General features: G+C 54.0%; 19 protein-coding genes and 1 pseudogene. 9 read left to right on the top strand and 11 right to left on the bottom strand.

The genetic code is table 11. The features are described from left to right. Positions 1-90: 90 nt before the first annotated feature. The gene (locus OKW98_RS15055) at positions 91-2214 is read right to left on the bottom strand and encodes a beta-glucosidase family protein (protein WP_265385467.1); all 2124 of its coding nucleotides are present in this window, start codon (positions 2212-2214) and stop codon (positions 91-93) included. 297 nt (positions 2215-2511) lie between these two features. On the opposite strand from OKW98_RS15055, the pseudogene OKW98_RS27530 reads away from it, so the two are divergent. Then, positions 2512-2610: pseudogene (locus tag OKW98_RS27530) on the top strand (transposase domain-containing protein); the annotation flags it as partial. 60 nt (positions 2611-2670) lie between these two features. Here OKW98_RS27530 and OKW98_RS15060 read toward each other — a convergent pair. The 3 genes from OKW98_RS15060 to OKW98_RS15070 form a co-directional block, all read right to left on the bottom strand. Continuing rightward, positions 2671-3090, bottom strand: a complete 420-nt coding sequence (locus OKW98_RS15060; RefSeq protein WP_265385468.1) for a DUF6691 family protein — start codon at positions 3088-3090, stop codon at positions 2671-2673. 2 nt (positions 3091-3092) lie between these two features. Next, on the bottom strand, positions 3093-3527 hold the full coding sequence (locus OKW98_RS15065) for a YeeE/YedE family protein (RefSeq protein ID WP_265385469.1): 435 nt from the start codon (positions 3525-3527) through the stop codon (positions 3093-3095). Positions 3528-3745: 218 nt separating this feature from the next. Further along, positions 3746-5248 (bottom strand): MDR family MFS transporter, encoded by a 1503-nt coding sequence (locus OKW98_RS15070; protein ID WP_265385470.1) that lies wholly within the window; start codon positions 5246-5248, stop codon positions 3746-3748. 121 nt (positions 5249-5369) lie between these two features. On the opposite strand from OKW98_RS15070, the gene OKW98_RS15075 reads away from it, so the two are divergent. After that, the gene (locus OKW98_RS15075) at positions 5370-5843 is read left to right on the top strand and encodes a MarR family winged helix-turn-helix transcriptional regulator (RefSeq protein ID WP_265385471.1); all 474 of its coding nucleotides are present in this window, start codon (positions 5370-5372) and stop codon (positions 5841-5843) included. Here OKW98_RS15075 and OKW98_RS15080 read toward each other — a convergent pair. From OKW98_RS15080 to OKW98_RS15110, 7 genes are all read right to left on the bottom strand, one after another. After that, positions 5840-7249: a sensor histidine kinase gene (locus tag OKW98_RS15080; RefSeq protein ID WP_265385472.1), complete on the bottom strand. Its 1410-nt coding sequence runs from the start codon at positions 7247-7249 to the stop codon at positions 5840-5842. The genes OKW98_RS15075 and OKW98_RS15080 overlap by 4 nt on opposite strands. Next, a complete protein-coding gene (locus tag OKW98_RS15085; protein WP_265385473.1) occupies positions 7246-7911 on the bottom strand; it encodes a response regulator transcription factor in 666 nt (221 codons plus the stop codon). The genes OKW98_RS15080 and OKW98_RS15085 overlap by 4 nt, the downstream gene beginning before the upstream one ends. Positions 7912-7994: 83 nt before the next feature. Then, positions 7995-8810: a MipA/OmpV family protein gene (locus OKW98_RS15090; RefSeq protein WP_265385474.1), complete on the bottom strand. Its 816-nt coding sequence runs from the start codon at positions 8808-8810 to the stop codon at positions 7995-7997. 1170 nt (positions 8811-9980) lie between these two features. Next, on the bottom strand, positions 9981-11666 hold the full coding sequence (locus OKW98_RS15095; RefSeq protein WP_265385475.1) for a B12-binding domain-containing radical SAM protein: 1686 nt from the start codon (positions 11664-11666) through the stop codon (positions 9981-9983). A 40-nt stretch (positions 11667-11706) separates the two neighbouring features. Next, positions 11707-12609: a DMT family transporter gene (locus OKW98_RS15100; protein WP_265385476.1), complete on the bottom strand. Its 903-nt coding sequence runs from the start codon at positions 12607-12609 to the stop codon at positions 11707-11709. 54 nt (positions 12610-12663) lie between these two features. Further along, on the bottom strand, positions 12664-13617 hold the full coding sequence (locus tag OKW98_RS15105; RefSeq protein WP_265385477.1) for a class I SAM-dependent methyltransferase: 954 nt from the start codon (positions 13615-13617) through the stop codon (positions 12664-12666). Between the two features lie 507 nt (positions 13618-14124). Then, positions 14125-15680, bottom strand: a protein-coding gene (locus OKW98_RS15110) for an IS3 family transposase (protein ID WP_265385478.1) whose coding sequence is annotated in 2 segments (ribosomal slippage) — positions 14125-15218 and positions 15218-15680 — 1557 coding nt in all. Because the reading frame shifts where the segments join, the coding sequence is not laid out codon by codon here. A 771-nt stretch (positions 15681-16451) separates the two neighbouring features. Between OKW98_RS15110 and OKW98_RS15115 the strand changes: the two genes are divergently transcribed. The 7 genes from OKW98_RS15115 (at position 16452) to OKW98_RS15145 (ending at position 20760) form a co-directional block, all read left to right on the top strand. Further along, a complete protein-coding gene (locus OKW98_RS15115; RefSeq protein WP_265385479.1) occupies positions 16452-16709 on the top strand; it encodes an Lpp/OprI family alanine-zipper lipoprotein in 258 nt (85 codons plus the stop codon). Beyond that, positions 16706-17125 carry a hypothetical protein gene (locus OKW98_RS15120; RefSeq protein ID WP_265385480.1) on the top strand — a complete coding sequence of 140 codons (420 nt, stop codon included), beginning with the start codon at positions 16706-16708 and terminating at the stop codon, positions 17123-17125. The genes OKW98_RS15115 and OKW98_RS15120 overlap by 4 nt, the downstream gene beginning before the upstream one ends. Before the next feature lie 84 nt (positions 17126-17209). After that, the gene (locus tag OKW98_RS15125) at positions 17210-17473 is read left to right on the top strand and encodes a hypothetical protein (RefSeq protein ID WP_265385481.1); all 264 of its coding nucleotides are present in this window, start codon (positions 17210-17212) and stop codon (positions 17471-17473) included. An 80-nt stretch (positions 17474-17553) separates the two neighbouring features. Further along, positions 17554-18543 (top strand): zinc-dependent alcohol dehydrogenase family protein, encoded by a 990-nt coding sequence (locus tag OKW98_RS15130; protein WP_265385482.1) that lies wholly within the window; start codon positions 17554-17556, stop codon positions 18541-18543. Between the two features lie 102 nt (positions 18544-18645). Next, positions 18646-18789 carry a hypothetical protein gene (locus OKW98_RS15135; RefSeq protein ID WP_265385483.1) on the top strand — a complete coding sequence of 48 codons (144 nt, stop codon included), beginning with the start codon at positions 18646-18648 and terminating at the stop codon, positions 18787-18789. Between the two features lie 26 nt (positions 18790-18815). Beyond that, entirely contained in the window at positions 18816-19298 is a 483-nt protein-coding gene (locus OKW98_RS15140) for a hypothetical protein (RefSeq protein WP_265385484.1), read from the top strand. Positions 19299-19377: 79 nt separating this feature from the next. Further along, a complete protein-coding gene (locus OKW98_RS15145) occupies positions 19378-20760 on the top strand; it encodes an NAD-dependent succinate-semialdehyde dehydrogenase (RefSeq protein WP_265385485.1) in 1383 nt (460 codons plus the stop codon). The last annotated feature ends 2 nt before the right edge of the window (positions 20761-20762 follow it).

Consider the following 20762-nt stretch of genomic DNA (forward strand, 5'->3'; position numbering starts at 1 on the left):
CCGCTAGCAGCTTCGGGGGCTTTTTGCCGTTTCTCGATCTCGCTGACTCTCAACGGGGATCAAGTCCGGCTCACCAAAAGGATGAGCTGATTATGGAATGGAATAGTCCAGGCCAATGGCTTCATCATTGGCGTCCCTCGCCACCCACATTTTGTAGTCGCCGCTCCTGATCTCGAAGCTGCCAGTGTCGTATTGAGCCAGTATCCTCGGCTCCGGCTTAATTTCTACCGCTGCGCGCTCGCCTGCCTTCAAGAACACCTTCTGGAAGCCTGCCAGCCGCTTCGCAAAGCCCGAAGTCCCCAGTTTCTGAACATAAACCTGCACCGCGATGGCTCCGTCACGCTCGCCTGTATTTTCCACATCGGCCGTGATGGTTAGCGGTTCACGGCGAGTGATCCGACATTCCGATAGTTCGAAACGTGTGTAGGACAGCCCATAGCCGAATGGGAAGAGCGGAGCCAAGCCTTCTCTGGCAAACCACCGGTATCCAACGTCCGAACCTTCAATGTCGTAGTCGATAGGGATGATATCTCCTATGCGCGGCATACCCGGGTTTGAGGTGGTGGTGGCCGGGTCGATCTGGCCGGGTCGGGGGAGTTGTTGCTCACTGGCCGGGAAGGTAACAGGAAGGTGACCGGATGGATTCACCCGGCCAAACAGTGCGCCGGCAATCGCCGGCCCACCGCCTGAACCCGGATACCATGCGGCCAGCACCGCCGAAACCTTATCAAGCCACGGCATCAGCACAGGGCCACCGCTCTGGAGCACCACGATAGTTTTGGGGTTCACTGCAGCGAGTGCTTCGATCAAAGCGTCCTGATCATCTGGCAACCCCAGCCCCTTGGCATCAAGCGCTTCAGAGCGCCACTCCTGGGCGAAGATAACAACTGCGTCTGCGATACGCGCTTGCGCGACGGCAACCGCCTTGTCGGTGCCGTCAAGAAAATCTACCTGTTGCGCAGCGCTTTCTTCGCGGATGGCCTGGAGCGGCGAGGAGGGCTGGTAGACCTTATTAACCTGCATGCCCATGATGTCGGTACCGGGCAGCGACAGACTACCGATAGGCGTCACGCAGGAAGAGCCGCCGCCACACAGCACCCCATGATCGGCGTGCGCACCAACAACCAGTAACCGCTTGGCACGTTGGGGCAACGGTAGCGCGGCATCAGTATTTTTCAGCAGCACGATACCTTCTTCAGCTTGGCGTTGCGCAACGAGTCTGTGATGGCTGTAATCAATTGGTTGGGGCAGGGCGGTAGGTTGGTCGAGAGCGCCTACTGAGATCAGGCTGCGCAGGATTCGCGTGACCATGTCATCAATGCGGCTTTGAGGAACGTGACCATCGGTCACTGCTTGACGCAGTGCTTGGCCAAAGTAGTGGGCGTCATCCAGGTTAGCGCCAGACTGCACATCCAGTCCTGCGAGCGCGGCCTTGATCGTTGAGTGGGTGGCCCCCCAGTCGGACATCACCCATCCGGGATAGCGCCAATCACGCTTTAGCACTTCGTTCAGCAGGAATGCATTCTGCGAAGCGTATTCGCCGTTGATGAGGTTGTAGCCAGGCATGATTGAGCCCGGTTGGCCGATTTCGATAGCGAGCTGAAAAGCCAGGAGGTCCGATTCACGCAGCGCGGCTTCACTCAGGTTAGAGCTGACCATCACTCGGCCGGTTTCCTGAGCGTTGACGGCAAAGTGCTTGAGTGTCGAGACTACGCCTTCTGACTGGATCCCTGCGATGGAGTGACCGGCGATGACGCCGGTGAGCAGAGGGTCTTCCGAGACGTATTCGAAATTGCGCCCGCCGCGGGGTTCTCGAATCAGATTTGCGCCCCCAGCCAGCTGTACGTTGAAGCCTTTGGATCTGGCTTCACGCCCTACGAGTGCGCCTGATTCGAACGCTACCTCAGGATTAAACGTCGCGCCGAGCAGCAGCGAGCTAGGCAAACCGGTGGCGTGATCACCCGGGCGGACATCGGCCAGGTTACCGACGCCCAGGCTCGCATCCGATTGCTGCATGGGCGGGATGCCAAGCCGTGGAATGCCTGGAAAGAAACCGGCCGATCCCAAAGCGCCTTCAGGCTTTTCAGTATCGCCCAAGGGAATAGCCATCGGGCCGGACAGCCATGAAAACTTTTCGTCATCGGTCATTTGCGCCACCAATACGCGCGCTTGTTCATCGGCGTTCTGGTCGTGCAGTTCGGCTGTGCTAGTCACGTCAGTGCCCCGTAATGGATATACGGTTCTGAGTGGTGTCTGGCTTGGGGGTTCCCAGCGATGTCCCTCAGCCTCCGACAGAGTGACTGCCTGCAGGGCGAGAGACATGACCCTCTGGCGTTGGCATCCTGACACACGATTTAATAGAGCCAGCGCAATGAAGGCTGGTTGCTTGGCAGCGCTTGCACCCGAATCCACTTATGGACGAGGTTGCGTTGATGCCCTGGCTCAGTGCGACGCTGGCAATCGAGGCGCCGGGCTGGGCGCACTCTTGGATACCCTGGGCATTGAAGTGGTGATACGTACATGTATCTAAAAGATGTCCTCACGCGCCTGCAGACGCAGCGCGCGAGTGGAATCGATCAACTGCTGCCGCATAGGTGGCAGCCGATCTAGTCACGCAAAGCGTGATGGCAGCACATAGCCAGGAGCGTGTTGTCCATAGCCATCAGCTCATTAAGACGCGCGTCGACTTTCCAGAATAGAGAAAAAGGACATGCCGGCCAGCATGGCTAAAAAGAATATGAGGGCTTGCCAATGCCAGGTAAGTAAAAGCGCGACGGCTGGCCCAGGGCAGATTCCCGCAATTCCCCACCCTATACCGAACAACAGGCTGCCACCCATCAAGCGTGCGTCCAACTCGTTTTTCAATGGTAACTGCATGCGGGCTCCCAGCAAGGATTGCCTTTTTTTACGCGCCCAATTTAGAGGGATGACCGCTACTGAGATGGCCCCTCCCATAACCAGTGCGAGTGACGGATCCCAGGCCCCAGCCACATCAAGAAAGGCCAATACCTTAGCGGGGTTCGCCATGCCTGCCAGTAGCAGACCCAATCCAAATATCAAGCCTGCAAAAAATGCAGCCAACTTGATCATCTTTAAACTCCCAGCACATGGCGACTGCCGTATACCGTCGCAAATCCAGTAGTCATAAAGCACGCCGTTGCTACGATGGAGCGAGGTGATAGTCGGGATACCCCACATACTCCGTGGCCGCTCGTACAGCCCGAACCGTAACGCGTTCCCACGCCAACGAGCAGACCCGCTACGACGAGGGCAGGCCACTCTGCATTAATCTCTATCGTTGGCAAGACAGTGAATGCTCCCCACAGCAATGGCGAAATCACCAGGCCAAGCAGAAATAATGCTTTCTCGCTCCAGCCTTCACTGGCAAATTGCATCACGCCTCCAAGCAAGCCGCTGATGCCTGCGATACGGCCATTTGCGAGAACGAACAAGCTGATGGCCGTTCCTATCAAGGCTCCACCGCCCAATGAAGTCCATGGCGTGAAGTTGATCCAATCAATGCTCATTTTGTATCTCCTGCACAAAGGGGCCGTTAAAGGACGTTGATAAGCGAAGCATAATCACAGGCATAAATACCATTCGTACGGCTCGGGGTATCTGCGGGGGAAAATTCCCTGAGGCCAGACAGAAAGCGGTGATTAAACAAGATGTCGTTGGCAGATGCTTACTTTGCCAACGCAAAAAATGTAGCTGGTATTACTGATCCAATCGATCTAGCGGGTCGTCATGGCTGCCTGTGCAATGAGGATCCCAAGGGTAGTTCTTCAAGAAACAGGCTTAAGACAAACGCCATTACGGCTGCAGCCGCCGCGCCCAGGAATACTGGATGCAGTGCATTGGCGAATGCAGACAGCATTGACTGACGCACCGTGTCCGGCGCAGAGGCGATGGCGTTCAAGCTGAACGCGCTCACGTGCACACCGGTTGCAGCGATAGCACTCAGCCCAGAGGCGAGTCCCGTTGCGAAAACCGCTCCAAATACCGATACGCCAAGCGACCCACCGATTTGCCGGAACATACTGGAGCTCGCCGTTGCAATGCCGACCATGGCTCCCTCCACTGCATTCTGGGTAGCGGTGATACCGACACTCTGAACGGGGCCAATCCCGGCTCCTACCATCGTCAGATAAACTGCTACGCGCCAAGTGGGTGTATCCAACTGCATCAGCCCCAGACACAGCAAGCCTGCGGCCATGACTGCAGTCGCCACTACCGGAAGATATTTGTAGCGACCGGTCTTGGTGACTAGCCAGCCGGACAGCGTTGCGGACACGATCATGCCCCCCATCATGGGCAGCAGCTGTAACCCTGACTGCGTTGGACTGACGCCTTTGACCGTCTGCAAATACAAGGGGATAAAAGTAGTGCAGCAGAACATGCCCATAGCGACCAAGGCACCGATACTGCTGGTCAGTACAAACGTTTTGCTCTCGAACAGTCTCAGTGGCAGCAAGGGCTCGGCAGATCGCGCCTCGACAGCGATAAAGACAGCCGTCAAAACGACAGTCGCGGTCAGAAGCCCCAGCACCTCAAACGAAATCCAGGGAGCAACCTTTCCACCCAGGCTGGTTGCAATGACGAAAGATGCGAGTGCCGCCGTCAACAGGATGATGCCGGCATAATCTATAGATTGTTTTTTTGATTCTGAGCGTGGCTTGAGCGCCAGTGTGATAACGCCAAGTGCCAGGAGCCCCAATGGCAGGTTGAGCAGGAAAATCCAGTGCCAGCCAAGCCGGTCGACAAGCACACCTCCCAGCAATGGGCCAGCGGCAGTAGCAAGGCCGAACACAGCGCCCAGGATGCCTTGAACTTTGCCTCGTTGACGTGGGGCAATGATGTCCGCAACAACCGTCATGGCAACGACCATGAGACCGCCACCACCTAGACCCTGCACCACTCGCGCAACAACGAGAAAAGGCATCGAAGACGCAGCAGCGCATAGCCCCGACCCAGCCAAAAAAATCACAATGGCCACTTGAAGCACTATTTTGCGCCCATAAAGATCTCCAAACTTGCCGTAGAGCGGCGCCGCAACGGTGGAGCTAACGAGATAGGCAATAATGACCAGCGTAAGCTGATCAACACCGCCAAGATCAGCAACAATGGTTGGGAGTGCAATGGAGACGATAGTCTGGCTCAGAGACGAAAGGAAAAGCGTCAATGCTATTGCCGTGATGATCAAACCAACCGGCTGGGCCTCTGTTTCCTGTGATTGTGAAATAAGCATTCGGACACTCCATGAAAGTGCTATGAAGGGCAATCCCCTACCACCACGAGACACGCGTATTGAATATGCGCCGCCTCTCACGTACTTTACCTGACGCAATATACGACTTCAGGATATTTCGATGATCGAACAAATTCCCGTTAAAGGCAACTCCGCGCGAGAGGAAATCGTTCGCGTTGGCAGAGCTCTTCGCGCAGTGGTGCAGAATTTTGAAGAACGCAGACTTCAAGCGGCTAAGCGCCACCATCTTCATCCAACGGATTTTTCATGCGTGGGTTATTTGTATCGGCAGAAAAAAGCAGTCAGTCCGAAAGACATCGGCCCCGTTCTTGGGCTATCCGCAAGCTCGGTGACGTCGCTGCTGGACAGGCTTGAACAGAACGGATACGTGCGCAGGGTGTTTCACCCAAGCGACCGACGTAGCGTACTGATTGAGTTGGACGAAAAAGCGGCAGCGGACTTGATAGATCTATACGTGGGCATGCAAGAGAACTATGTTTCAGTGGCCAGCGATTTTTCCAGCGATCAACTGCTCACCATTGCCGAGTTTCTTGAAAAAATCAGTCAACTCCCGCCGAAGCAAGAAAACCTTTAAACGGTGCTAGAGGAGGAACTAGGTTCCTGATGCGAGATGATCTCGGTGGTGACATCTGGAAACATGACACAAATGGATAAGCCGCAACCATTCAGCCCTTCGTAAGTTTCAATGGTCGCGCGGTGATGCAGGGCAATCCCTGCGACCAGGGACAGGCCAATTCCGCTTCCTCGTTTCTCCGTGCCCATCGCGCGATAGAATCTATCGAATATTAATTTTTGCTCTGCTGGCGGCACGCCAGGGCCGTTATCAGCCACTTTAAGGTAGACACGCTTTTCTGAAGAGGCCATGTACCCACAGCTAACGGTTACATGGCCCCCCCTCAGGGTGTAGCGCAGCCCATTGTCGATAAGGTTACGGAGTAGAACGCCGATTTCGTCGATATCGCACCGTACCATGCACGGAGAAATATCGAGCGACAGATTACGGTCTTGTTGAGACGCGTATATATCGAACTCATGTGCAACGTGCAGTACCAATTCGCTCAGATCAGCAAGGCAGTGGTTAGGCGCTCGTGTGCCGGCACTTAGTCTTGCCAAGTCCAACAGTTGTTCAGACAGACGGGAGCTATGCTGAGCAACCGTTAGAAGCTTCGATAAAGCCACATCTTTGTCCACTGCGAGTGGAGCGCGCAGCGCAATCTGAGCTTGCGCCTGCAGAGCGGCTAGCGGCGTACGCAGCTCATGTGCCGCGTTACCGATGAACTGTCGCTCGTCCTGAACAGCCTCTTCAAGTCGCTGGAGTATGTGATTGAACGACGCTACCAGCGAGTGAAGTTCTATCGGCAATGCCGATGACGGTAACTGTGTCAGATCGAAACTTTGCCTCTCCCGCATCGCCGTTCCCAACGCAACAACGGGCCTGAGCGTATTGTGTACTACGAACCACATCAGCACGCCCGCCAGAAGCAGCAGCAAGGTTGCGAGCGCAACTGCGATCAACGTTTCACCCCGAATTTCCTGATCAACAATGCTGTGCAGATTGGCGACTTGCACGTTGACCTGGCCTTTACTGTCGACCACGGAGTAGACGCGCCAGCGCTTCCCGCCAATGACAGTTGAAGTCGCACCGTCGGCGAAGTCAGGGCGCAGTGCTTCTTTTGGCGCGTTAGGTGTACTTGCTACTAAATCACGCTGATTAAACCAGACTTGGAAAACCAGATTTTCGCGATCAGCAAATGCCGAGTTCTTGGGGAGCATTCCAGGAGATTGCCTTACGCCTACTTTGCTGTTGGCCGGTATGGTCATGAGGATCTGCGTCGCGATGACCTGCAGTTTCTCGTCCCAAGTGCTCGTTCCGTTATGGGTGAAGTAAGCGGAAAGTATGATCAGCGCCCCAACCCAGCAGAGCGCAATCACAACGGCTATTACCAACATCATTCGCGCATACAGAGACTTAGGCTTCATTGCGTTGATTGCCCAATTATGTAGCCATGCCCATGCACCGTGCGAATCAGACTATCGCCGAGCTTGCGACGTAGCTGATGGATGAATACCGCAATGGTGTTGCTTTCCACCAGGTTGGTGACGCCGTAAACCCTGTCCTGCAAATAGTCACGCGTGACCACGTGGCCAAGACGATCAAGCAGGGCCAGCAGCGTGCGGTATTCCTGCGCACTCAATGGCACGTCAACACCCGCCTTGCTTACCAGTCTGCGACTGCGGTCGACTTGAATATCGCCGAGAGTAAACAGTGGGATGACCCGCCCTTGACTACGGCGTAAGACGGAACGTAAACGAGCCCACAGCTCGTCAAACTGAAACGGCTTGACCAAGTAGTCGTCCGCGCCAGCATCCAGTCCCTGGATACGTTCACTCAGTTGCCCGCGCGCCGTCAGTATCAACACAGGCGTTGCATCACAGTTAAGGCGCATTGAGCGCAAAACCGTAAGCCCCGAATGACCAGGCAATCCTATATCCAGCATGACAGCTGCGTACGCGTGATCGACCAGGGCTATGCGTGCGGTTTGAGCATCGCAGGCATGATCGATGCTCCAGCCAGCCTGACGAGCACCATCGCAAATGGCCTCGCCGAGCATGGCGTCATCTTCTACAAGGAGGAGGTGCATAGGCGTGCATTGGCCTCATGAATCGCAATTTTTCATCTTGATGCAACGTCATTAGTTTTTCATTAATAACGCACTCGATTTGCTCAAAATCGATAAACGTAGCCCGCGCGCGCGCCCGCTTGCTGCCCACGCTCAACCAAGGGGCTGTCCTTAATACCGCTGCCAAGCAAGGTTGTCCCCATATCCAGGAAAACCATCTGTTTGGAGGTGAACGAGTAGTCTGTCCGAAAGCCCAGCTCAATGTTGGTTGCCGACTCGCCACTGTACTGCGGTCGATCAGCACGCACTTCTGAAGGTCGCACACCGTAGTAATAATCGACAAATCTGCTGTCCATTATTTGCACTGCTGCCCGAGGGGTGAATCCCCAAGCGCCCATTGCCAACCGACGATCTACCTGCAGTTTGAACCGCGTCCCATCGCTATTTCCGGAGCCGTCGACCAGTGCTTCCGCACTGACATTGGCTACATCGTTGCGCCAGATCGCCGCGCCGCCAAGCCAAATACTGTTTTTGCGCTCATCCATTCCTTCCAGGTAGGGTGAGTCGCTCTCTTCGTAGCCGTCATTGGCATAACGTGCACGCAGCCGAAAGTCGACTGGGCCGGCAGAGGGAAGCTTAATGTCTATGCTTGGAAAGCCCAGGCTTATCCATTTGTTTTCATAAGTCAGTATGGGAATGGGTTGAGCTTTGTCGTCAAAGTCGCGATAAGCACGACGCTCCATTGCTGCACCGAGCCCCATGCTCCACTGTGATCCGCCATCTTTGAATTTGTCCTGCTCATTTTGCGCCCATGCGCTGGGTAGAAGCGCCAAGCAAAGAGCTCCCGCGAACCAGCCTGCACGGGTAAGACGTTTGGGTACGGCTAGGCGGTAGGGCTGGAACGGCTGCACAGTTGTCATAGCGGATTCCCAAAATATGTAGAGTTGGCCGACAGTCGCGTTGATCGCGATACCGTGGCTGGGAAAGATGCGCCGGTGGGGTTAATAGTTTTTTATGATTGTTAAGAATTTATTAGGTGGGGATTTAAAAGCGGTTTTGAGTGCGAGCCTCATTCCGGTTCCTCCTGGAATCGGATTCGATGTGTATGGGAAAAGCGTTCGAGTAACCCATAGCCAACGCATTGCGCTATCGACATGTTGGGTTGCACTTGATGCCGAAAATCGGCCATAGGGAGGAGGGCGAAACGTTTTCTTGGTCGGCGGATTTGCGCACGGCGTACCTCCTTGATTGTCCATCCCGCCCCAAGCAACAGGACGTGCAACTGGCTCAAGGTGTGGCCGAACACTGACTGTATGAGCAGCGCTAACTGCTAGTAGCAGCGCAAGCACAGGCCGCAAAGTCTTTCAGAAGGGGTCGGCTCCATCTTGCTTAGGGATCCCTGAGCCGTGACAGTCTGAGAGGATATCTTCGTTGTCGAAGCAAGGCCTGCAGCGGACGCAGATCATCAATGCTCAACTTTACTCTCCACGGCGTTTCCGGATCGCGGCGCGCGTATCGTTTGCAATGTAGCTAGGCTGTCTTGTCCTAGCGCAATCTGCGCACCAACCTCGTTGAGGCAAGACCAAGCGAGCTTCCCGTTGCGGCTATCTGATACCCGAACGACATGACACATGGCTTATATTGGCTTAGATGGAGGGGGGCAGTTCGGCTGTGCTAGTCACGTCAGTGCCCCGGAATGGATATAAGGTTCTGAGTGGTGTCTGGCTTGGGGGTTGCCAGCGATGTCCCGCAGCATTCGATAGAGTGACTGTCTGCTGGGCCAGAGACATGAACCTCTGGCTTTGGCATCCTGGGCGATGTCAGATATTCATACGCAAATCAGAAGCCCAAGAGTACTGGCTCAGCGCCCCTGAAATGAACGCAACTGTTCATCTATCAGTGTTCATAGACCTAGCGTTCCCCGTCATTAGTCTCGTCGCCCCGACCGTTATCCTTGCATCCGGTGATGATGGAGGTATAGCACAATGCCGCTGTGCCGGCCGAACGCCGAAACCACCCGCGCCAGGGCGGTTTCGGTACCAGCGCGCATGTCCATGGGCTGGTTGGCGAGCCAGATGGAATAGATGTTCCTAACTACCAGGGTGAATGTTTTTGATACTTATGAAATCAGTGCGTAACTGTTGGGAGTCAGCGCTCGCAAACAACCGCTCAAATCTATCGCTCGAAATATAGTGAACCTCGTCATAGTCATCAATGAGCGCGTCATTATTTAGCATTTTGGCCATGGCACCACGAGCTTGCGTAATCTCAAGTGGAGAATAATAATCGGTGTTGAGGGAGCCGAGATAGAAAGTAATGACTTCTGGATCTACATTCAGATCATATGCCAATCGATCATGATGACGCTTAAAATCGACAGTTCCTGGCAGCAACGAGAGAATATAAACATTAAAATAGATCTGTACTTTCGAATTGAATGCTTTGCATACACTTCTTATTTCCTCAGATCTTAAATAGGTTAAACAAAGGTTGTGCTCATCATCTTCGGGGCGGCCGATAATGACATTGAATGAAAGTGAGTGCACGCCTGTATTAACAATGCTTTCTAAAACATTCTTTATCACGCCCAAAGGCTTTAATTTTCTAAACAGTTTGGATGATTCGTCAGTGAGGTTCTCCAGTGGCAGTGTGGCTCTATAACACCCGATCAGGTCACCATTGACGACGGTAGAATCAAACATAACTCGAATAAGCTCATGATCAACAACGCCTTCATGCTCGAACTGCCCTAACTCTATGCCATTCGTAAACTCCCAACAAAAACCCATATCTCGTGCCAAATTGAACATGTCAAACAACTCATCTCTGCCATCATCGAATGCTGAATGACCAGAGGAATGCCGATGAATTCTTGAAAGAAGATTGTCTTCCTGAAGTAGGAGAGTACGAATTCCCTTAGATTTGAAATACTCAAAATGCTGACGTATTTTTTCTAGCTGCATAAATCTAAAGCGCCCTTTTGTACTGGGCGTTGCGCAAAATGAACACGCCTGCGCGCACCCCCTGGAAGTTTCCACACTAATAAATGGACCTTGAATTCCAAAAGGAGGTTTACCTTCTCCGGTATCCGAGTAGCTTTCTAAATCCACTAACTCGAAATCCGGAGGTAGCATGTCATTTACGTCATAAGCACCTGATCGGGACAAGAAGGTTTTCGATGTATGCTGAATCGTTCCGTCTTTTGCACGAAATGCAATATTCGGGATGTTGTCAAAACTCCAATTCTTATCAATGCACTCGAGTAAATCGGCGAAGCATAGCTCACCCTCGCCCTTGACTACGACATGTGCGCCACAATCAATATGGAATTCAGGAGCAACCGTAGCGTCCGTTCCTCCCAGAACAATCACTGCCCGAGGATTTTGAACGGCACAAAATCGAATAAAGTCAGCAACGATATTGCGAGAGTGTGTAAAATTCGAATTTATCCCAATAACGTCAGACGTAGTTATTTCCGAAACTACAGCTTCAAATGGTTGGCCGATTCTGTATTTCTCAAGTGTGATATCACCAAGCTGTAACTCCCCATATTTAACCTTGCATCTATCTTCATAACTAGTAGCTCCTTGGGTCTGCATATCACAAATATGCAGATCAACCACTACATTCCGCGCTGATAGGGTATTCCGAAGCCCAGCAACTAAAGCCGTTAATGGGGCTTTGTGCATATTCGTCCGGACCGTGCCTAGAAAACGATCATCGCCCTTTATACATTGCCCAGGTGCGGGGACTGAAAATAGAGTAACGCGGAGCATTTTGACACCTTCCATAGTGAGTAGATAAATTAATCAGTAATTACGAGTCTAAGACGGTCTTTACAGCTGTAGTTTTGGCCAAGCCCAGCATCACCCCAGCAATGACGAGAGCCATAGAAATGACTTGAGTGAAATATATATTTTCTTCTAGAAAAGCCACCGAAAATAATAACGTGAATATAGGGACCAGGTTAAAATACAGTGCCCCTTGAGCAACCGAGACTTTTGATATTCCGTAATTAAATAAAGTATAGGCTGCTGCAGTCACAATCAATCCTAGATATAACACGGCAAGCGCGGCATTTAGCCCTATAGAGATACCACCTGCGGCCTCATAGGCTGCAAACGGCAGAAAGAATATTGCACCAGTGAAGCTCTGGATCGCAGCAAGTAGGAATGGCGAGTACATACCAGTTAAGCGTTTCAGCAAAACGGTGTATATGGCTGCGCACGCCATAGCCAGAAGCTCTAGAAAATTTCCCAGGACTGGTGCGCTAGCCTCTCCCTCATGACTTCCGGTAAGGCATAAGACTAAAACACCTGCGGCAGCTAATAACCCACCCGCGCACTGAAGAGTACTGGGTTTATCGTGATATATAAGATAAGAAAACAGCATTATCAAAACAGGTAGGAACGCAAATACCACACCAGCCTGTGAAGCGCTAGTATACTGTAGAGCTTTTGTCTCCAAGATAAAATACAGACACGGCTCGAAAAAGCTCATCACTAATAACAACCATCGATCCTTGATGGCTATCGACTTTCGAACACCAAACTTCCAAAACAAAGCAAAAAAACCACTGCCTAGGATCAGTCGCAAAAACATCAGTACAAATGGAGGCACTTCAATAAGTGCAATCTTTATTGCTACAAACGCACTGGCCCATAGCGCCATTGCCCCAGCCAAACTCATGAACACAAGTAGCTTAGATTTTCCGCACATACATTGCCATATTCATTTCAAATAAATTGTGGGCCCACTGCATCAGTTCCTCTACTATCCCTTCTGTAAGGAAAGTCGAGAGTCGACAACAGCTAAAATATGGTTGGCAAAATTAAGATAGCGAGAATCACGAGATACCCTTGCTTCCAATGAGAGAAGATCCTCGATTGGCAACGAATTGGCTGTCGAATCATCTCCGACCCATCGCGGGTCAGGAGTTAGTCGGGAAATTAATATATCTAGCCCCGTAAACTCGGCGCTAACAGAGTGCTGCATTAAAGCCGTTTGTAGTTGCTCATGAGAAATTAGGTTTGACCTGAGCACATGAAAGCCTCCAGCCTTGTCTAACGCATAAAGATGTTCATCCTTTCTATCGAAATGAATAATCTCTGTCATTGGTGCGGCATAGAAGGTTGGGTTGCTAAATGGCGGCTTAACCGAAAAATACAAAACTCCATTTGATGCACGCACTAGCTCACCAACCGAAAATGTAAGGTCTTTAGCAGGTAAATGATTGAGCACTGTGTGAAGGCACAAAACTAAGTCATACCCTCCAGACTTGATATGAGCTGGGAGACCCACAGAAAGATCACATAGCTCATAACTGATCTCAGCGTTATTTTCACTAAACCGTGCTAGGAGGTCGTTAAAGTTTAACTTGGCAAGTGCTATCATGGAGGGCGATAGATCCAAGCATGCTATTTCCACTTTAACTGATCTAGTCATGCAGTAGTTGGCTATACGAAGGGCCCACGCCCCATCGCCACATCCAACGTCCAGTACGCGAATTGAGGCTTTTTTTATTTCTCTGCGTGCTTCGATGAGAACCTCAAGATACTTCTCTATCGACTGCCATGTCTGAATGTCACCCCAGGAAAACGTACGAGCGGTATCGGTTTCTTTAAGGCTTAGCAACTCGGTTAACGACGACGTACCGTTAGCATAATTTGTGTATGACGTTGAAAAGGAGTCGTAGAAACTTTTAACCTGGTCATTGGAATTTTTCACTGCGTGTCTTCCTTGATTTTTTTGAATCGGCGACTCAACCTATAATACTGGCTGATGCCCGTGGCGATCTTTGTTGATTTCGAGATAGGTGTCAAGCCTATTCGATTGATGGCCAGCAAACATGAGGCTTCTGGGAGCGTCAGCACTTGTATGCCGTCCCGAAGCGTTTGCCTGCATAGATGCTTGATGTGGAACAAGATTTATGGCAGCACTGGTTCTGGAAGGAAGCAGATACTCGCTATGCTTAGCCGGAGTACTTGTAGATAGTGCCAGATACATGATTTTGTGCGCAAATGGCTAGGCAATCAAAGCGGTCAGGGCTATTGGGTTGATAACCCTAACAACCCGCCTGCGCCCAGCGCTTTGAGATTTGAGTTTTGAGTTTTGAGTTTTGACATATAGATTGGCTGATTTGGCTGATTTGGCTGGGAGTATAGGTATCTGTCTTCAGTAGACATTGCATTAGACGCGGCGTTTTTTAAAGGTAGTTGTCGCGTCACCGTCTAACTATGCTGCTCTTTTCTCGACCTGTTGCTCTCGATCCGGATTCAGCAGCACGGTGCCGATCGGTTCCCAGTTACGCGTCCGGCCTGACCACCGTTCCGGTCTTTTTTCCTTGGCTCGTTCGTACAGCTCATGTCGCTGGGCCAAGACTTTATGATCCAGTCCTCGATGCCGCTCAGCCGGTGTGACGAACCGGATACGGCTATGTCGGTGCTCGTTGTTGTACCACCGTATGAAGTCCCTCACCCAGCTGCGTGCGGCGTCCAAACTGGCAAAACCATCCTGCGGCCATTGCGGGCAGTATTTCAGTGTTCTAAACAACGACTCCGAGTACGGATTGTCGTTGCTGACACGCGGTCGGCCACGTGACGGGGTGATACCCAGGTCGTACATTTTGCTCAGCAGTGTCACCGATTTCATCGGCGCGCCGTTATCCGAGTGCAGCACCAGCGGGTCTTGTAAACACTGCTCACCGATCACGCTGCGTTGCAGCAGCGCAGCGGCTTTCTCGCCACTTTCCGCCTCATAGACTTCCCAGCCCACGGCCTTGCGGCTGTAAATATCCTCGATCAGATAGAGGTAATAAAACTGGCCGCGTATCGGCGACGGCAGGTACGTGATGTCCCACGACCACACTTGGTTCGGCGCTTTGGCCGCATGCGTCGTTGGTGCGGCGTACCGTCTGGGGCGCTGACTACGGCCTCGATGTTGCTGTTGCCCCGTCGCTCGCAAGACACCATAGATCGTCGCCTCCGACGCCAGATAGCGCCCTTGATCGGCCAGGCGCGGCACGATCTGGCTTGGCGGCAAGTGGGCATACTGCGGGCTGTTACACAGCGTCACAATGGCCTGTCGCTCTGCCTCGGTCAGCGCATTTCGTGGCGTTGGCCGTGTGACCGTCGTACGGGCGTCGGTCTGGATAGCGTCTGTTTGAGTCCACCGTTGCAAGGTGCGCAGCGACAGACCAACTTCCCGACAGGCCCTGATTTTTCTGGCTCCCGCCGCGACCGCTTCGCCCAGCCAGGCCACGAGTAACTGCCGCTCTGGCAGAGACGTTAGTTGGCCTCGTCGTCGGTCGTTCCCCAGTAGTCGTTGAGCTTTTTTCGCAGCACCAATAACGCGGCTGTTTCAGCGAGCGCCTTGTCTTTGCGGCGCAGTTCGCGCTCAAGTTCCTGGATGCGTTTCTTGTCTTTGCGCGCCTGGTCTCGTTCTTCTTTTTGCAGGGCCTTTTCCGATTTCTGGCCGGTGATGAAGGCTTGTCGCCAGGCCGTGATTTGCTCGGGGTAAAGGCCTTTGCGGCGGCAGTATTCACCCAGGTCGATCTCGGACAAACCGGCGGCTTCAAGCACGACAGCAAACTTGGTTTCGGCTGACCAGTTCTCGGTCAACGGCTTGTTTTCGGACACTGCACTTCCTTCAGAACTGAGCTGTTTGCGCCAGTTGGACAAAGACATTTCGCTGACCCCTTCGCGCCGGGAAACCTCGGCCATCGACAGGTTCAGCGGGGGAAGCAGCATTTTGAGTAATGCGGCTCTGCGTTCAGGTGAATAGTACGGCACGACCAGTCTCTTTCCGCCCCCGATATACTTTTTTAGGAAAAACCGGAGAGGCGACAACTATCCTGACACCGGGGGGGAGGAGGGCGAAACGTTTTCTTGATCGGCGGATTTGCGCACGGCGATCATACTAGCCTGGATAGTTTTCAAATGTCGGCAGTCGCAAGGTTGTGCTCCCAGCATATGTCTATATTGGACTCGCTCGCAGCTCCACCAAACAAACCCCCACAGAAGTAAATGTGCAAATAGAGGAAGCATCTCATTTGATCCCTAAAGTCTTTCAGAAGGGGTCGGCACCATCTTGCTTAGGGATCCCTGAGCCGTGACAGTCTGAGAGGATATCTTCGTTGTCGAAGCAAGGCATGCAGCGCAAGCAGATCATCAATGCTCAACTTTACTCTCCACGGTGTTTCCGGATCGCGGCACGCGTATCGTTTGCAATGTAGCTAGGCTGTCTTGTCCAAGCGCATTCTGCGCACCAACCTCGTTGAGGCAAGACCAAGCGAGCTTCCCGTTGCGGCTAGTTGACGGGTGCGGTTCCAAAATCGGCGGTTATGCGTAGGTATATTCCGAGCCTGTCGAGTGTCCAGCGCGGTAGCTACTGTGGAGCTACTGCCACCTCATGCACTCAGAGAACGCAATGATGAACAACAATAGCCCGCTCCAGCGTGATGGCGGAGATGAATTCGGTCGTGGTTTCACATGCTGCTCATCGGTGGTCGACATTATCCAATCCATTGAAAATGACCTCTCACTGCACGCTGGAGAATGACCATGAACATGAACGTGACCCGGTTGGGGACATCTTTGGGGTTGGTGATGGCAATCACACTGACATCCGGCTGCATGCAGCAACGCAATCGTGAGACTGAAGCACGCATCAGTGGTGCCGAGGACATGGCAGCAGCGGCGAGGGTGCATGCCAATGATGCCTACACCAAGGCTGAACAGGCGTTGAAGGTAGCCCTTGAAGCCCAGCATTCGGCAGACGATGCGAACAGGCGTGCGAGCCAGAGACTCGACAAAAAATGAAACTGTTTGTGTGGCTCTCGCTGGTCGCACTGGCCGGCTGCCAGCAGCTCGCCGGCTCTGGGCCCCCTGAAGTGTCAGACGGTAGCACTGAACCCTTGATCGAAGTGGGCAAGTCCCGGGTGGAGGTTCCGGTGTCAAGCGCCGAGCGCAAAGCAGCTGAGGCGAAAGCGCTCACAGGGGTCGAGGGCCAGGGATGGGTATTCGATCCGCCGTTTGCCACCGCGCGCAACGATCACGGAGATGATCTGGCCGTATGCGGCCACGCCCATCAGCCCGGGAGCGAGAACACGCTTTTCTTTGCGTTCTACCAGGGTGAGTTGCTGCTATGGGACGAGAAGGCCCCGGCGGGGGTCAGCGTTGAGAATGAATTCCTGACGCTTATTTGCAGCGCCTCACCGTTGGTGACCCATTTATAAGCCGTGCGTTGACTGCGCTTCAGTTCGAAGTCGAAGGCGGCCTGGACGTGGACGTTGCGGTACGACCATGAGAGGTACCTCGATATGAGCAAAAAACACAGACGCACTGACGATGTTTTGTACGTCAACTCTGACGGCACCAGAGCGAAAATAGCGTTCATCTGGGGCCGCAAGAAAGATCCCGTTCCCAAAGGGCTGGATATCACCGTCAAGCTTCCTCATCGCAAAAGCCGCGACCTTGTCATTCACTATGATCACAAGGTGTATGGGACGGTGGGCCAGGCCCGGAAACAGGGCCTGATACTGGCGCAAGGAATAGTCGATCTCCTCAGTGAGCCGCTGGATTGACCTGTCACTTTGTAGGCCAGTCAACCTGGACGCTCGCACCGGCTTAAGCTGATTTGCGCACCCTCAACGGAGAGATGTCCATGCACGCAATGGTATTGAACGCGTTAGGAGGCCAGCTGCAATGGACGGAGCTGCCGGACCGCATCCCTGGCCCCGGCGAAGTTCGAATCAGGGTTTCAGCCTGTGGCGTTTGTCGAACTGACTTGCATGTAGTCGACGGTGAGCTGGCTAACCCTCGGTTACCCATTATTCCTGGACATGAGGTGGTGGGTCGTATCGACGCCATAGGCCCTGGAGTTACAACGCTTGCTGTGGGAGAGCGAGTCGGCCTGCCCTGGTTGGGGCGGACCTGTGGTGCCTGTCCCTATTGCCTCACACACCGGGAAAACCTGTGTGATCACCCTGTGTTTACCGGCTATACGCGCGATGGCGGTTTTGCGACGGCTGTGATTGCCGATGCGCGGTACGTGTTTGCTTTGGGCGAATCGGGCAGCGACGCCGCTCTGGCGCCGCTGCTGTGTGCCGGACTCATCGGTGGACGGGCGTTGGCGATAGGGGGAGAAGGCAAGAAAATCGGTCTGTACGGATTCGGTGCTGCGGCACACATTGTGGCTCAAGTCGCGAAGTTTCAAGGGCGTACGGTGTATGCCTTCACTCGGCCTGGTGATAGCGCGACTCAAGTGTTTGCTCGCGAGCTGGGCGTCCATTGGGCCGGAGGTTCTGATCAAACCGCGCCTGAGCAGCTGGACGTGGCAATCATATTCGCCCCTGTCGGCGCGCTGGTGCCTCTCGCGCTCAAGGCCGTGCGCAAAGGGGGACGTGTCGTCTGCGCTGGGATCCACATGAGCCCGATACCCGGTTTTACCTACGACCTTCTATGGGGTGAGCGCGAACTGGTGTCGGTAGCCAACCTCACGCGTGAGGACGGGATCAGTTTCTTGCGCCTGGCTGCACACGTGGGCGTTGTCACTCGTACATCGCTGTATCCCCTGACCGACGCCAATCGGGCGCTGGCTGACCTGCGCGCCGGCAGGTTCGAAGGTGCAGCGGTGCTGGTGGCGGATGAGTAGTTTCCGAGGCTGTTGACGCTGGGGTGTTGGGTATAGGTTTCAGTGGCCGCGAACGGCGTGACCGTCTTGCCGGTACCTCATTCATCAGCAGAGGCATGAGCCATGAGAACCATCAGACAATTGAAAGCCGACGTGACCTTGAGCGGCACCGTCAAGCGCTGCCCTGAGCGTGAGTTGGGCCGCTATTCAGCCTGGAGCACGGCCGCGGTTCACGATGTCGTGAACACCATCGTCGTCGCCTATTAATGCGCTTGATGCAGAGGAGTAGCGTCATGACTACGCAAGGTTCGTATGCCTACATTTTCGACACTCATGCTGAAGCGGAGACCGCTGTCCGTTCGCTGGGCCAATCCAGTTTCGACGTTAAGAAATTGTCGATCGTCGGTAAGGGCTACCACAGTGAAGAGCATCCCATTGGCTTTTATACCGTGGGTGACCGGATGAAAACCTGGGGCAGCATGGGGGTTTTCTGGGGCAGCATCTGGGGCTTGCTGGCGGCACCCGCCGTGTTCTTTCTGCCCGGTCTGGGTGTCATTGCCCTGGCAGGTCCGTTTGTCACGATGCTGGTGGGCGCGCTCGAGGGGGCGGTGGTAGTGGGTGGTCTTTCTGCGCTGGGCGCTGCGTTCATGAGCATCGGCGCGAGCAAAGACGATGTGATCAAGTACGACACCGCGCTCAATGCAGACAAGTATGTCTTGATCGTGCATGGCAGCCCTGACGACATTGCCCACGCCCGTTCGGTGCTGGATCACTGACCGAGCCGGCTGCAACGCCTTCCTGATCAGCGCGATTGCCAGCCAGTCGCGTTTTTCGCGTTCTCTGTGGAGACTCACCATGAGCTACAGCAGCGTCAATCCATTCAACGGCGAGCTGAGTCAACGCTTTGCCGACATCAGCAATGCGCAACTGGAAGAAAAGCTGGCAACCGCTCAGCAGTGCTACCTGACATGGCGGCAAACCTCCTATGCCGATCGCGCTGTTGTCCTGAACCGCGCGGCAGGGTTGATGCGCGAACGTGTCGAGGAACTTGCCCACACCATGACTCTGGAGATGGGCAAGCGCATCAATGAGGCACGCGGCGAAGTTCTGTTCAGCGCTGACATCCTGGCCTATTACGCCGAACATGCTGCTGATTTTTTGAGTCCGCAGATGCTGCACCCCCAACTGGGCGATGCGCACATGGAAAGCAGCCCGATCGGCGTGATCTACGGTATCGAACCGTGGAATTTTCCTTACTACCAATTGGCGCGCGTGGCCGGGCCGCATCTCATGGCGGGCAATGTCCTGGTCATCAAGCACGCTGGCTGTGTACCCCAATGCGCCATGGCGTTCGAGGCACTGCTGCTGGATGCAGGTGCCCCAACGGGCCTCTACACCAACCTGCTCATTTCCCACCATCAGTCCGACCGGGTGGTGGATGACCCTCGGGTCAAGGGCGTTGCGCTCACCGGCAGTGTTGCTGCAGGGCGCAAGGTTGCGGCACGCGCCGGCCAGAATCTCAAACCTTCCTCCATGGAGCTGGGGGGCAGTGATGCCTTCATTGTGCTCGAGGACGCCGACCTGGATCTGGCCGTCCGCTGGGCCGTCTGGGGGCGCATGTACAACGGCGGTCAGACCTGCTGTGCGGCGAAACGATTCATCGTGGTCGAAGAGCTGGCTGCACCGTTCCTCGAAAAATTCCAGGCGGCGCTGGCGCTGCTCGTGCCGGGTGACCCGCTGGATGAGAAAACCACGCTGGGCCCTTTGTCGACCGAGTCGGCTTTGCAGCAGTTGCTCGTCCAGGTTGATCTGGCGGTGTCGAGTGGCGCGCGACTGGTGATGGGAGGCAAACGCATCGACCGGCCAGGCTCGTTCATGCAGCCCACCATTTTGACCGACGTCAGTCCTGACAACCCTGCCTTCAGGGATGAGTTTTTCGGTCCTGTGGCGATGTTCTTTCCCGTCGAGGATGAAGAGGCAGCCATCGCGCTGGCCAACGATTCCGACTTCGGGCTGGGTGGTTCCGTGTTTACACGGGACATCGAGCGGGGGCGCAGAGTCGCCAGCCGCATCGAAACCGGCATGATGTTCATCAACAACATCAACTGGTCGGATGCTGAACTTCCCTTTGGAGGCATCAAAGACTCGGGTTACGGACGGGAGCTTGGGGACATGGGCATACAAGCCTTCGTCAACAAGAAACTGGTGCGCTATGCCAGCCTGCAAGCGCCGGTTTGAGG

It is taken from the genome of Pseudomonas sp. KU26590 (assembly GCF_026153515.1).
Lineage (GTDB): Bacteria > Pseudomonadota > Gammaproteobacteria > Pseudomonadales > Pseudomonadaceae > Aquipseudomonas.

Bases quoted from the DNA above. Each gene is read 5' to 3' on its own strand.
- OKW98_RS15060 (WP_265385468.1), bottom strand. From the start codon at position 3,090: ATGATCAAGTTGGCTGCATTTTTTGCAGGCTTGATATTTGGATTGGGT.
- OKW98_RS15065 (WP_265385469.1), bottom strand. From the start codon at position 3,527: ATGAGCATTGATTGGATCAACTTCACGCCATGGACTTCATTGGGCGGT.
- OKW98_RS15070 (WP_265385470.1), bottom strand. From the start codon at position 5,248: ATGCTTATTTCACAATCACAGGAAACAGAGGCCCAGCCGGTTGGTTTG.
- OKW98_RS15075 (WP_265385471.1), top strand. From the start codon at position 5,370: ATGATCGAACAAATTCCCGTTAAAGGCAACTCCGCGCGAGAGGAAATC.
- OKW98_RS15080 (WP_265385472.1), bottom strand. From the start codon at position 7,249: ATGAAGCCTAAGTCTCTGTATGCGCGAATGATGTTGGTAATAGCCGTT.
- OKW98_RS15085 (WP_265385473.1), bottom strand. From the start codon at position 7,911: ATGCACCTCCTCCTTGTAGAAGATGACGCCATGCTCGGCGAGGCCATT.
- OKW98_RS15090 (WP_265385474.1), bottom strand. From the start codon at position 8,810: ATGACAACTGTGCAGCCGTTCCAGCCCTACCGCCTAGCCGTACCCAAA.
- OKW98_RS15095 (WP_265385475.1), bottom strand. From the start codon at position 11,666: ATGCTCCGCGTTACTCTATTTTCAGTCCCCGCACCTGGGCAATGTATA.
- OKW98_RS15100 (WP_265385476.1), bottom strand. From the start codon at position 12,609: ATGTGCGGAAAATCTAAGCTACTTGTGTTCATGAGTTTGGCTGGGGCA.
- OKW98_RS15115 (WP_265385479.1), top strand. From the start codon at position 16,452: ATGAACATGAACGTGACCCGGTTGGGGACATCTTTGGGGTTGGTGATG.
- OKW98_RS15120 (WP_265385480.1), top strand. From the start codon at position 16,706: ATGAAACTGTTTGTGTGGCTCTCGCTGGTCGCACTGGCCGGCTGCCAG.
- OKW98_RS15125 (WP_265385481.1), top strand. From the start codon at position 17,210: ATGAGCAAAAAACACAGACGCACTGACGATGTTTTGTACGTCAACTCT.
- OKW98_RS15130 (WP_265385482.1), top strand. From the start codon at position 17,554: ATGCACGCAATGGTATTGAACGCGTTAGGAGGCCAGCTGCAATGGACG.
- OKW98_RS15135 (WP_265385483.1), top strand. From the start codon at position 18,646: ATGAGAACCATCAGACAATTGAAAGCCGACGTGACCTTGAGCGGCACC.
- OKW98_RS15140 (WP_265385484.1), top strand. From the start codon at position 18,816: ATGACTACGCAAGGTTCGTATGCCTACATTTTCGACACTCATGCTGAA.
- OKW98_RS15145 (WP_265385485.1), top strand. From the start codon at position 19,378: ATGAGCTACAGCAGCGTCAATCCATTCAACGGCGAGCTGAGTCAACGC.